Source organism: Micromonospora sp. NPDC048170 (assembly GCF_040652795.1).
Lineage (GTDB): Bacteria > Actinomycetota > Actinomycetes > Mycobacteriales > Micromonosporaceae > Micromonospora.
Genome location: NZ_JBEZMR010000025.1, coordinates 92,861 through 104,483 on the forward strand (window position 1 = coordinate 92,861; position 11,623 = coordinate 104,483).

Here is an 11,623-nt window from a genome sequence, read left to right on the forward strand (position 1 = left end):
GAAACGCCGATGGAGATCGTCGGAGGGATCGGAATCGGCGTCGCCGTCATCCTCGGCGCACTCCTGATCCTCTTCGCCCGGCGGGCTGTCGTCACCCGCAGCGGGGGCATCATCCGGCTCGGCGTCCGGACCTCCACGATGCTCGACGGCCGCGGCTGGTCTCCCGGCTTCGGCCGCTTCGTCGGTGACCAACTCCGCTGGTACCGGCTGTTCAGTTTCGCCATCCGACCCACCCGCGTGCTCTCCCGCAAGGGGCTGGTCGTCGAGCGGCGACGGCTCCCCGAAGGGCAGGAGCGTCTCTCGATGCCCGCCGACTGGGTCATCCTCCGCTGTACGAGCGACCACGCCCCGGTGGAGATCGCCATGGCCCGGTCCACCGTCACCGGGTTCCTGTCCTGGCTCGAGGCCGCCCCTCCGGGGGCGGTCTCGCCGCGTCTGGCCTCCCAGGACTGGCCCGCCGCCTGAATCGGGCCTCGTCCCCGGAAACACCTCACGTCCCTGGCGCGTCCTCAGGTGCCTTTCGTCTCGCACGGTCCCCGTCAGCGGATCCGACGAGTTCGACCTCGTATCCCTGGTTGTCGGTGAGGTAGGCGGCGTAAGTCTGCGGCCCGCCGGCGTGGGGATGGCGGTCCGGGAAGAGCAGCGTCCAGCCGTACGCGGGCGCGGCCTCCACCAACCGGTCCACGGCGGCCGGCGGGCCGGCGTGGAAGGCCAGGTGGTTGAGGCCGGGGGCGAGCCGGTCATGCAGCCGCCCGCGCAGCGCCGGTGACCGCTCCAGCACCAGGTACGTGAGGCCGAGCCGCCAGGAACGGCCGGCCGGCCACTCCTGGAACGGCGTCCAGCCCAGCTCACCGAGCAACCAGCCCCAACTGTGAATAGCTGCGGCCAGATCGGGCACCCAGACCTCGACGTGGTGCAGCGTTCCCACCGGAGACTCCGGCGGGAACGCGGGGCGGGTGGTCAGCGGTCGCCGCCCGGCACCCATAGCACATCTCCGTCCGGATTTGCCGTTCTTGACAGGATGAAGAGCAGGTCAGAGAGCCGGTTGAGATACTTTGCCGGGAGCGCGCCGGTCCGCTCGGGGTCGTGCGCGACCAGGGCCCATGCCGACCGCTCGGCGCGTCGGGCGATCGTCCGCGCCACGTGCAGCAGCGCCGCGCCCGCGGTGCCGCCGGGGAGGATGAAGGAGTCGAGCTTGCTCAGGCGTGCGTTGTACTCGTCGCACCAGCCCTCCAGGCGCTCGACGTACGCCTCGGTGACCCGCAGCGGCGGGTACTTCGGATCCGGCTCGACCGGGGTGGACAGGTCTGCGCCCACGTCGAACATGTCGTTCTGGATCGACGCCAGGACGACGCGCAGCTCGTCGTCGAGCTGCCCCAGGGCGAGCGCCACGCCGATCGCGGCGTTGCACTCGTCGACGTCCGCGTACGCGGAGATGCGCGGATCGGTCTTCGGCACCTGCTCGTTGTTGCTCAGCCTGGTCATGCCGGCATCGCCGGCCTTCGTGTAGATGCGCGTGAGGTGGACGGCCATGACGCACAGCCTACGGATACCGGACCTGACGATCCCGGAGCGCCCGGGCGGCACCGCCGTCCGGCCGGTCGGGTGGGGCCCCGGCGACGCCGGTGATCCGGCGGTCAACGACGTCGACGTCATCCGGGTACGCGGTGACGCGCGCCTGGCCGGCACGGTGCACGTCGTCGGCGCCAAGAACTCGGCCCTGAAGCTGATGGCCGCCGCGCTGCTCGCCCCGGGCCGCAGCGTGATCACCAACGTGCCGCGGATCACCGACATCGCGATCATGGGCGAGGTGCTCCGCCGGCTCGGCTGTGGCGTCCGCTTCGACGCCGACGACCCGGTCGACCCGATGGTCGCGCACGGCGGGGTGGCCCGGTCCCGGTCGGTCGTCATCGACGTGCCCGAGCAGCCCGGCGCCGAGGCGGACTACGACCTCGTACGCCGGCTGCGTGCCTCGATCTGCGTGCTGGGCCCGCTGCTGGCCCGCCGGGGGTACGTGCGGGTGGCCCACCCCGGCGGGGACGCCATCGGCTCGCGGGGCCTGGACATGCACATCTCCGGGCTGACCCGGATGGGCGCCGAGATCTCCGGCGAGCACGGCTTCGTCATCGCGTCGGCGCCGTACGGGCTGCACGGCGCGGAGATCGTGCTCGACTTCCCCAGCGTCGGCGCGACGGAGAACCTGGTCATGGCGGCGGTGCTGGCCCGGGGGCCGAGCCTCATCGACAACGCCGCCCGCGAGCCGGAGATCGTCGACATCTGCACCATGCTCAACCAGATGGGCGCCCGGATCGCCGGCGCGGGTACCTCCACCCTGCACATCGAGGGGGTGCCCGGGCTGCGGCCGGTGCGGCACGCCACGGTGGGGGACCGGATCGTGGCCGGCACCTGGGCGTTCGGTGCGGCGATGACCCGGGGGGACGTCACGGTCACCGGGGTGGAGCCGGCGTTCCTGGAGGTCGCGCTCGACAAGCTGGTCTCCGCCGGTGGGCTGGTGGAGACCCGCGGCGACGCGTTCCGGATCCGGATGGACGACCGGCCGACGGCGGTGGACGTCGTCACGCTGCCGTACCCGGGCTTCGCCACCGACCTGCTGCCGATGGCGATCGGGCTGGCCGCGGTCAGCGACGGCGCGTCCCTGATCACCGAGAACATCTTCGACGGCCGGTTCATGTTCGCCAACGAGATGATGCGGCTCGGGGCGGACATCAAGACCGACGGCCACCACGCGGTGGTCCGGGGCCACGACCGGCTCTCCGGCGCTCCCGTGCGGGCCACCGACATCCGCGCCGGCGCCGGGCTGATCATCGCCGGGCTCTGCGCCGAGGGGGTCACCGAGGTCTCCCACGTGCACCACGTCGACCGGGGCTACCCGGACTTCGCGGCCGACCTGCGCGCGCTCGGGGTCGGGGTGGAACGGGGCACCGCACCGGAGGAACCGGACCTGACCATCTGATCCCGCCGGTCGGACACGCCTTAGCACCCGTTCAGGCCCGCCGACTAGGGTGCTGGCAGATACTCAATCAGGCGAGGGAGAAGCAGATGGCGGGTCGACTCGCGGTCGTCGGGGCCGGGCTGATGGGCTCTGGCATCGCCCAGGTGGCGGCGCAGGCGGGCTGGCAGGTGACGCTGCGGGACCTGGACGACGCGGCCACCGGGCGGGGCCTGGACGGCATCCGCAAGTCGCTGACCAGGTTCGCCGAGAAGGGGAAGATCGAGGCGTCCGAGGTCGAGGCGACGCTGGGCCGGATCACCCCGACCACCGACCTGGAGGCGGCGGCCGACGCGGACATCGTGGTCGAGGCGGTCTTCGAGCGGCTGGAGATCAAGCACGAGGTGTTCCGCGCGCTGGACAAGATCTGCAAGTCCGACGCCGTGCTCGCGACCAACACCTCGGCCATCCCGGTGACCCAGATCGCCGCGGTGACCGAGCGCCCGGAGGCGGTCGTCGGCACCCACTTCTTCTCGCCGGTGCCGATGATGAAGCTCTGCGAGCTGGTGCGCGGCTACAAGACCAGCGACGAGACCCTGGCGACGGTGAAGACGTTCGCCGAGGAGATCGGCAAGACCGTCGTGGTGGTCAACCGGGACATCGCGGGCTTCGTCACCACCCGGCTGATCGCGGCGCTGGTCGTCGAGGCCGTCAAGCTGGTCGAGTCGGGTGTGGTGTCGGCCGAGGACCTGGACACCGCCTGCCGGCTCGGCTTCGGCCACGCGATGGGCCCGCTGGCCACCACCGACCTGACCGGCGTGGACGTGCTGATGCACGCGTCGAAGAACATCTACACCGACACGGCGGACGAGAAGTTCTTCCCGCCGGAGCTGCTCCAGCGCATGGTCACGGCCGGCGACCTCGGCCGCAAGACCGGCAAGGGCTTCTACACGTACTGACGGGCAGCCGGGGGCGCGACATCCCCCCCGGCCGCTCAGCGGACCGCCTCCAGCGGCGCGGGGGCGGTCCGCCGCAGCCCGGCGGTGAGCACGAGCGTGGCGACCAGCGACGCCGTGGCGAGCAGCGTGACGGCCCAACTCGCCGGGACCAGGTCCGCGACCGTGCCGGCGAGCACGGCACACAGCGCCTGCGTGGCCAGCATGCCGTTGTGGTGCAGGCCGAGCACCTGGCCCCGGATCTCAGTGGGCGAGTGGGCGATCAGCCGCTCCTGCAACGGCAGCCCGGCGGCGAAGCCCGCCGAGGCGACGACCGCGACGACCATGGCCAGCGGCAGCGCCGGCGACAGCGCGAAAGCCAGGTAGGGCAGGGCGAGCAGCAGTCGCAGGGCGGGGACCAGCCGCTCCCGCCGGGCCGGCGGCAGGAGCCGCCCCACCACGATGTCGCCCGCCAGCATGCCGAGGGCTGCGGCGGCGTAGAGGAAGCCGGCCCGGTCCCCGGCGTAGGGCACGAACAGCGCCTCGCAACCGACGACCAGGCCGCCCGGCACCCACAGGTTGAGCAACAGGGATCGGCGGCCGGGGTCCGCCCACAGTTCCCGGTTCACCCTGAGCGTGCGCCCGACCGTCGTCCGGGCGGTGGTCCGGGCCGGGCGCTCCGACAGCCCGAACCACCCGACCGCCGCCGCCACCACCCGCAGCACCGCCGCGAGCAGGAACACCTCGTACGGGTTCAGCCAGACCAGCAGGACACCGGCCAGTCCGAATCCGGCGATCTGCATCGCCCCGACGCTCGTGTTCATGGTGGATCTGCCCAGCACGTAGGCGTCGGACGGCAGGATGTCGGTGAGCAGCGCCCACCGGGCCCCGGCGGTGATCGAGCCGACATACGCGCCGGCGAAGATGACCGTGAACCGCGCCCACAGCGGCAGGCCGGGCACAGCCTGTAGCGCCGCTCCGACGGCGACCAGCACGGCGGCGAGGGTCAGCGCCCGTCGGGGCGGCACGCTGTCCGCAGCCGACAGCAACGTCAGGCTGCCGAGCACGCCGGCGAGCGGTGCGCCGAACATGCTCAGCGCGGTGAGCAGCGCCGAGCCGGTCGACGCGTAGGTCAGCGCGCCCAGCGCCAGCGCCGACGTCGTGTGCGCCGCGATCCCCGCGCAGTTTGCCAGGAACAGGTTGCGGAACTCCCGGACCGCGAACAGGTCTGCGTACGTTCTCACGGGCGCCATCGTGTGGGACGCCGGGTGGATCTCGTAGAGTTACGTCTGGAGGCGAAACGTGGCCGTCTGGCAGGTGCCATCGGATCTACTCGCGCGGAGCCGCTTCACGGTCTCGCCGATGGTCGACACGATCGCCGCGCTGCGCGCGCTGTACGACCCGCGTACCCCGTGGCAGCGGGCATGGCGAGGGCGTCACGTCGAGCCGTTCCGACGAATGCTGGCCGGTCGGCCGGTGGTCCGGGCGCTGCTGCCCGCGTCGTTCCACCCCCGGTGGACCGCGGACTTCCTCACCGTCGCGCCCGCCACGCCGGAACCGACGTTCGCGACGGAGCTGGCGGCCGTCGGGCGGTTGTCCGACGAGCGGATCCGGGCCGACCTACGTGCCACCCGGCCGGAGCCGCTCGACGCCGAGTTGCTGGCGGACGGTCTCACCGGGCAGGTGGTGGAACTCCTCGGCTGGGTCTGGACGCACACCGTCGAGCCGGAGTGGCCGGAGCGGGAACGCCGGCTCCGGGCGGACATCGTGGCCCGCACCGCCGCGTTGAGCACGGGCGGCTGGGCCGGGGTGTTCACCGACCTCAACCGCAACATGCGCTGGCTGGGCGACGGCCGTCTCCAGGTCAACGACTACCCGGAGCCGCCGCTGTCGCTGGACGAGGCCGAGCAGTTGGTCTTCCTACCTGCGCACTGCCGTCGCGGCTGGGTGGTTTGGGACAAGCCAACCCGGTTCGGAATGGTTTATCCCGTGCGCGGGATCCTGGTCGATCCCACCTCACCGGCACCCGACGGGCTCGCCCGGCTGATCGGTGCAAACCGGGCCAACATCCTGGCCAGGCTGGACACACCGCTGAGCACCTCGCAGCTCGTGGTGGTGACCGGGCTGTCCCTCGGGACGGTGAGCGACCACCTGCGGGTGCTGCTGGACGCGGGCGCCGTCGGCAAGCGGCGGTCCGGGCGCGAGGTGCTCTACTGGCGCACGCCGCTCGGCGGCGCGCTCGCCGCCGGCGGGTGAGCGAGGTCGTTCGGCGGCGCGAAGGGCTGCCCCGCCTCGCTCAGCCGTCGCGCTTGGTCGTCCAGCGGAACGTGGTCAGGCAGAGCACCAGGCCGATCACACACCATGCGACGAGCACCAGGGCGACCCGGTCCAGCTCGAACGAGCCGGCCGGCTCGCGGGCGCCGAAGGAATCCGGCAGGAAGACCGAGCGCAGGCCCTGACACATCCACTTCAGCGGGAAGAACGCCGCAACCTGCTGCATCCACGCCGGCAGCTCGGTGAAGACGAAGAACACCCCGGAGATGAACTGGAGCACCAACGCGACCGGGGTGACCACCGCCGAGCCGCTGCGGGCGGTGCGGGCCAGCGACGAGATGGCGATGCCGCACAGCGTGCAGGCGGTGACGCCGAGCACCGACACCCAGCCGAAGGTGAGCCACTTCGTGGCGGTGCCGGGCAGTTCCAGGTCGAACATCGCCGCCGAGACCACGATCAGCAGCACCGTTTCGGCGATGCCGATCACCACCACCATGAGCACCTTGCCGGCGAACCAGACCCAACTCGGCATCGGCGTGCCCCGGTAGCGCTTGAGCACCCCCCGGTCCCGCTCGATCGGGATCCAGATGCCGAGGTTCTGGAAGCTCACCGTCATCAGGCCGGTGGCGATCATGCCGGTGATGAAGTACTGCGTGTAGCTGACCCCGGGGGCGATCTCGTCGCCGAAGATCGCCGCGAAGATCAGGATCATGACGACCGGGAAGCCCATCGTGAAGACGACGGACTCCCGGCTGCGCAGGAACTGGGTGATCTCCAGCCGGCCCTGCCGCAGGGTGAGGGCGACCGCACCCGGCCGTCGGGCCGGTGCCGTGGTGGCCGGTGCGGCCGGCTTCGTCGTGGTGGTCATCGGTGTCCGATCATCCGCAGGTAGATGTCCTCCAGGGTCGGCCGGGTCACCGTCAGGCCCGGGACCTCACCGCCGAAGCGCGCGGCCAGCTCCGCCACCAGCGCCGTCGGCGTCGCGCTCTCCGCCGCCTCCCGCGCCCCTTCCGGCGTACGCCAGGAGACCGTCGCGAGGGCCTCCCGCCGGTTGCCGAGCCGGTCGGGCGCGGCGACCTCGACCAGCCGGCCACCGGCGATCACGCCGACCCGGTCGGCGAGCGCCTCGGCCTCGTCGAGGTAGTGGGTGGTGAGCACGATGGTGGTGCCAGCGGCGGCCAGGTCGCGGATCAGCTCCCAGAACTCCCGGCGGGCCTCCGGGTCGAAACCGGTGGTCGGTTCGTCGAGGAAGAGCAGCTCGGGTCGGCCGACGATGCCGAGCGCCACGTCGAGCCGGCGCTTCTGCCCGCCGGACAGGGTGTGCGTACGGGCCTTCGCCTTGCCGGCCAGCCCGACGCGCTCGATGACCTTGTCAGGGTCGTCCGCGCCGGCATAGAAACCGGAGAAGTGACGGACCACCTCGGAGACCGTCAGCTCGTCGAACTCGCCGGTGCCCTGGAGGACGATGCCCACCCGGGAACGCCAGTCGGCGGCCGGCCGGGCCGGGTCGCTGCCGAGGACGTCGACGTCGCCGGCGTCGCGCTGCCGGTAGCCCTCCAGGATCTCCACGGTGGTGGTCTTGCCGGCGCCGTTGGGGCCGAGGAGGGCGAAGACCTCGCCGCGGTGGACGTCGAGGTCCACGCCCGCGACGGCGGCGTTGTCGCCGTACGCCTTGCGCAGCCCCCGCACGGAGATCGCCAGCTCGTCATGCATCCGTCAAGTGTGCGACGTGGCCGCGGCGGCGGGCCGGCCGGGGTGTGGTGGTCGCGCCCATGTCGGGCGCTTCGCACCCGGGTTTCCGCTCCATGGACCTGTGTGGTTTTCCACAGCTCCGGTGACTGAACGGTAACTTAGACTCCCGCCATGGACGAGAAGGCTCTCCCCGGCCGGCTGCCCGAGCGAGACCGCCCGTGGGTGATGCGCACCTACGCCGGGCACAGCTCGGCCGCCGCGACCAACGCGCTCTTCCGCCGCAACCTGGCGAAGGGGCAGACCGGGCTGTCGGTCGCCTTCGATCTGCCGACGCAGACCGGTTACGACCCCGACCACGAGCTCGCCACCGGTGAGGTGGGCCGGGTGGGCGTCCCGGTGGCGCACCTCGGCGACATGCGGGCCCTCTTCGACGGCATCCCGCTGGCCGACATGAACACGTCCATGACCATCAACGCGCCGGCGATGTGGCTGCTCGCCCTCTACGGCACGGTCGGTGCGGAGCAGGGCGCGGAGCTGTCCCGCTGTGCCGGCACCACGCAGAACGACATCATCAAGGAGTACCTCTCCCGGGGCACCCACATCTTCCCGCCGGCCGCGTCGCTGCGGCTCACGGCCGACATCGTGGCGCACACGCTGAAGGCGATGCCGAGGTGGAACCCGGTCAACATCTGCTCGTACCACCTCCAGGAGGCCGGTGCGACCCCGGTCCAAGAGGTCGGCTTCGCGCTCTCCACCGCCGTCGCGGTGCTCGACGCGGTCCGCGACTCGGGGCAGGTGCCCGCCGAGCGGATGGGCGACGTCGTGCAGCGGATCTCCTTCTTCGTCAACGCCGGGGTGCGCTTCGTCGAGGAGATCGCCAAGATGCGCGCCTTCGGCGTGCTCTGGGACGAGATCACCCGCGAACGATACGGCGTGCAGGACCCGAAGCAGCGGCGGTTCCGGTACGGCGTGCAGGTCAACTCGCTGGGCCTGACCGAGGCGCAGCCGGAGAACAACATCCAGCGCATCGTGCTGGAGATGCTCGGCGTGACCCTCTCCCGGGACGCCCGGGCCCGCGCCGTCCAGCTGCCCGCCTGGAACGAGGCCCTCGGCCTGCCCCGGCCCTGGGACCAGCAGTGGTCACTGCGGATGCAGCAGGTGCTCGCGTACGAGTCGGACCTGCTGGAGTACCCGGACCTCTTCGAGGGCTCGCACGTGATGACCGCCCTGGTCGACGGGATCGTCGCCGGGGCCCGGGCGGAGCTGGAGAGGGTGCTGGAGATGGGCGGCGTGGTCGCCGCCGTGGAGACCGGCTACCTCAAGAGCGCCCTGGTCGCCTCGCTGGCCGAGCGGCGCCGCCGGATGGAGGCCGGCACCGACGTGGTGGTCGGTGTCAACCGGTTCACCGAGACCGAGCCCTCGCCGCTGACCGCCGCCGGAGCCGAGGCCGTCGAACAGGTCGACCCGGCGGTCGAGGCGGCGGCAGCGGCCTCCGTACAGCGGTGGCGGGCCGGCCGGGACGACGCGGCGGTCGAGGCGGCGCTGGCCCGGCTACGCGCGGACGCCGCGACCACGGCGAACCTGATGCCGGCGACGCTGGAGTGCGTGCGGGCCGGCGTGACCACCGGCGAGTGGGCCGGTGCGCTGCGGCAGGTCTTCGGCGAGTACCGGGCCCCCACCGGCCTGGCCGGCGGCACCGGGGCCGGCGGGGACGCCACCCTGGGCGCCGTCCGGGAGCGGGTCGCCGCCACCGCCCGTGAGCTGGGCAGCGGCCGGCTGCGACTGCTGGTCGGCAAGCCCGGCCTCGACGGGCACTCCAACGGCGCGGAGCAGATCGCGGTACGCGCCCGCGACGCGGGCTTCGAGGTCGTCTACCAGGGCATCCGGCTCACCGCCGGGCAGATCGTCGCCGCCGCCGTGGAGGAGGACGTGGACCTGGTCGGCCTCTCGGTGCTCTCCGGCTCACACCTGGCGGCGGTGCCGGCGGTGCTGGCCGGCCTGCGCGTCGCCGGCCGGCCGGACCTGCCCGTGGTGGTCGGCGGGATCATCCCGGCCGGCGACGCGGATCAGCTCCGGGCCGCCGGGGTGGCCCGGGTCTTCACGCCGAAGGACTTCGCCCTGACCGGCATCATCGACGAGCTGGTCACCGTGGTCCGCGAAGCCAACGGTCTGCGCTGAGGTGGTCAGCGGCTGACGTAGGTCATGCAGTCGGCCATGTCGTTGTCCGGGCCGACCTTGATCGCCGGCGCATGGCACTCCAACTGCTCGTTGTGCTGGCAGTCCGCGCGCTGGCAGGCGCCGACCTGCGCCGTCATGCCGCCGTTCACCCCGCCACGGATCGCGGGCATCTCGATGAAGGTGTGGCAGTGCGCGTGGTCCGGGCTGCCGATGGTGATGGCGAAGGCGTGGCAGTCGTTGGTGTGGTTGTACGAGCAGGCCGCGACCACACACTCCTGGACGCGGGGCATCTCCACTGCTGCGGTCATGGGGACCTCCTCTAGAGTCTTGCCCCGATTTTAGGCTTTTGTGGTTTTCCGTGAGACTGGTTCAGCCCAGCCCGAGCACCTCCGAGAGCGGGGCCGGCTCAAGACCGCGCTCGGCCAGCCCGGCCAGGATGTGCGGCAGCGCCTCGTCCGTCATCGGCGCGTTCGCCTCCGTCACGTGCAGGACGATCACCGAGCCCGGACGCACCCCGTCCAGCGAAGCGCGCACCACCGGCCGCCAGGACTTCGCGAACGGGTCGCCGCTGACCACGTCGCCGTCCACCACCGTCACCCCCAACGGCGCCAGCGCGGCCAGCGCCTTGCGGTCGTGGCACAGCCCCGGGAAACGGAAGTACCGCGTCTGGCGCCCCCCGTACGCGGCCACCACGTCGAACGTCCGGGCCACATCGGCGGTCATCTCCCGCTCCGCGACACGGGGCAGGCCGTAGCAGTCCGGAGTGAAAGCCAGATGCCCGTACGTGTGGTTGGCCAACTCGAAGCGCGGGTTCCCGGCGAGCCGACGCGTCACGTCCGGGTACTGCTCGACCCACTTGCCGGTGAGGAAGAAGGTGGCCGGCACCTGCTCCCGCTCCAGCAGGTCGATGATCTTCAGGTTCGCGTACGACCGCACCGCCCCACTGCGCAGTTGGTTCCGCATCGCGTCCGTCATGTCGGCGTCGAAGGTGAGCGCCACCTTGTTCCCCGTACGTGGCCCGTGGTCGACGACGGGCGGAATGGTTCCGGGCGGGGTCGCGCCGGGGACCGTCGCGGCGGGCGAGGCCGGTGCTCCTGGTGTCGCCGGTGTCGCCGATGCTGCCGGGGTCTGCGCGGCTCGGCCCGTCTCGGTGACCCAGGCGACGCCGGCGTCGTCGCCGGAGTCGTCCGGGCCGCGCAGCGGGGTCGGGGTGACGAGGAGGGCTACGGCGACGACCGCGGCGACGACGACGGCGGCGAGGGTCGCGACGAGCGGAATGCGGGAGGTCTTCACGTGCACCGGGAGATGCTCTCAGCGCCTGGCTAATCCTGCGCGCCCGCTGTCGGGCGGTCGGGGTTCTGTGGTGGTGCGTGGTGTCGGGGTGGTTGTGTGCGTGCGGCCTGGTTGTGTGCGTGCGGCCTGTTGCGCTGGGTCGGGCTGTTGCGCTGGGTCGGGCTGGTTGTTGCGTGGGCTGGTTGTGCTGCGTGGGCTGGTTGTGCTGCGTGGGGTGGTTGCGCTGCGCGGGGGTGGGGGTGTGGCCCGCCGTGCCCGGCTCCGGGCGGTCAGGCTTGATCCCTGCGCCGGGCACGGCGGG

At 72.1% G+C, this 11,623-nt stretch carries 12 protein-coding genes; 5 read left to right on the forward strand and 7 right to left on the reverse strand.

What is annotated here, in order from left to right:
• The first annotated feature begins 9 nt into the window (after positions 1-9).
• A complete protein-coding gene (locus AB0D32_RS25220; protein WP_357095009.1) occupies positions 10-465 on the forward strand; it encodes a DUF2550 domain-containing protein in 456 nt (151 codons plus the stop codon).
• A 25-nt stretch (positions 466-490) separates the two neighbouring features.
• Here the strand turns inward: AB0D32_RS25220 and AB0D32_RS25225 are convergent, their stop codons facing one another.
• Positions 491-928 carry a VOC family protein gene (locus tag AB0D32_RS25225; RefSeq protein WP_357095011.1) on the reverse strand — a complete coding sequence of 146 codons (438 nt, stop codon included), beginning with the start codon at positions 926-928 and terminating at the stop codon, positions 491-493.
• A gap of 32 nt (positions 929-960) precedes the next feature.
• Entirely contained in the window at positions 961-1,533 is a 573-nt protein-coding gene (locus AB0D32_RS25230; RefSeq protein ID WP_357095014.1) for a cob(I)yrinic acid a,c-diamide adenosyltransferase, read from the reverse strand.
• Between AB0D32_RS25230 and murA the strand changes: the two genes are divergently transcribed.
• Both murA and AB0D32_RS25240 read left to right on the forward strand, forming a co-directional pair.
• Positions 1,532-2,974 carry a UDP-N-acetylglucosamine 1-carboxyvinyltransferase gene (murA, locus tag AB0D32_RS25235; protein WP_357095018.1) on the forward strand — a complete coding sequence of 481 codons (1,443 nt, stop codon included), beginning with the start codon at positions 1,532-1,534 and terminating at the stop codon, positions 2,972-2,974. The two genes, AB0D32_RS25230 and murA, sit on opposite strands and share 2 nt — an antisense overlap.
• 86 nt (positions 2,975-3,060) lie before the next feature.
• Positions 3,061-3,909 carry a 3-hydroxyacyl-CoA dehydrogenase family protein gene (locus AB0D32_RS25240; protein ID WP_357095021.1) on the forward strand — a complete coding sequence of 283 codons (849 nt, stop codon included), beginning with the start codon at positions 3,061-3,063 and terminating at the stop codon, positions 3,907-3,909.
• A gap of 35 nt (positions 3,910-3,944) precedes the next feature.
• On the opposite strand, the gene AB0D32_RS25245 is transcribed toward AB0D32_RS25240, so the two are convergent.
• On the reverse strand, positions 3,945-5,129 hold the full coding sequence (locus tag AB0D32_RS25245) for an MFS transporter (RefSeq protein ID WP_357095024.1): 1,185 nt from the start codon (positions 5,127-5,129) through the stop codon (positions 3,945-3,947).
• 118 nt (positions 5,130-5,247) lie between these two features.
• On the opposite strand from AB0D32_RS25245, the gene AB0D32_RS25250 reads away from it, so the two are divergent.
• Positions 5,248-6,141, forward strand: a complete 894-nt coding sequence (locus AB0D32_RS25250; RefSeq protein WP_357095026.1) for a helix-turn-helix domain-containing protein — start codon at positions 5,248-5,250, stop codon at positions 6,139-6,141.
• Positions 6,142-6,181: 40 nt separating this feature from the next.
• Here AB0D32_RS25250 and AB0D32_RS25255 read toward each other — a convergent pair whose 3' ends face one another.
• Both AB0D32_RS25255 and AB0D32_RS25260 read right to left on the reverse strand, forming a co-directional pair.
• Positions 6,182-7,027, reverse strand: a complete 846-nt coding sequence (locus AB0D32_RS25255) for an ABC transporter permease (protein ID WP_357095028.1) — start codon at positions 7,025-7,027, stop codon at positions 6,182-6,184.
• The gene (locus AB0D32_RS25260) at positions 7,024-7,872 is read right to left on the reverse strand and encodes an ABC transporter ATP-binding protein (protein ID WP_357095031.1); all 849 of its coding nucleotides are present in this window, start codon (positions 7,870-7,872) and stop codon (positions 7,024-7,026) included. Before AB0D32_RS25260 ends, AB0D32_RS25255 begins: the two co-directional genes overlap by 4 nt.
• Before the next feature lie 150 nt (positions 7,873-8,022).
• On the opposite strand from AB0D32_RS25260, the gene AB0D32_RS25265 reads away from it, so the two are divergent.
• Positions 8,023-10,029, forward strand: coding sequence for a protein meaA (locus AB0D32_RS25265; protein WP_357095034.1), 2,007 nt, complete (start codon positions 8,023-8,025; stop codon positions 10,027-10,029).
• Positions 10,030-10,034: 5 nt separating this feature from the next.
• On the opposite strand, the gene AB0D32_RS25270 is transcribed toward AB0D32_RS25265, so the two are convergent.
• Complete coding sequence (locus tag AB0D32_RS25270; RefSeq protein ID WP_357095037.1) at positions 10,035-10,337, reverse strand: DUF1540 domain-containing protein; 303 nt, start codon at positions 10,335-10,337, stop codon at positions 10,035-10,037.
• Between the two features lie 61 nt (positions 10,338-10,398).
• On the reverse strand, positions 10,399-11,328 hold the full coding sequence (locus tag AB0D32_RS25275) for a polysaccharide deacetylase family protein (RefSeq protein ID WP_357095039.1): 930 nt from the start codon (positions 11,326-11,328) through the stop codon (positions 10,399-10,401).
• Positions 11,329-11,623: the final 295 nt, after the last annotated feature.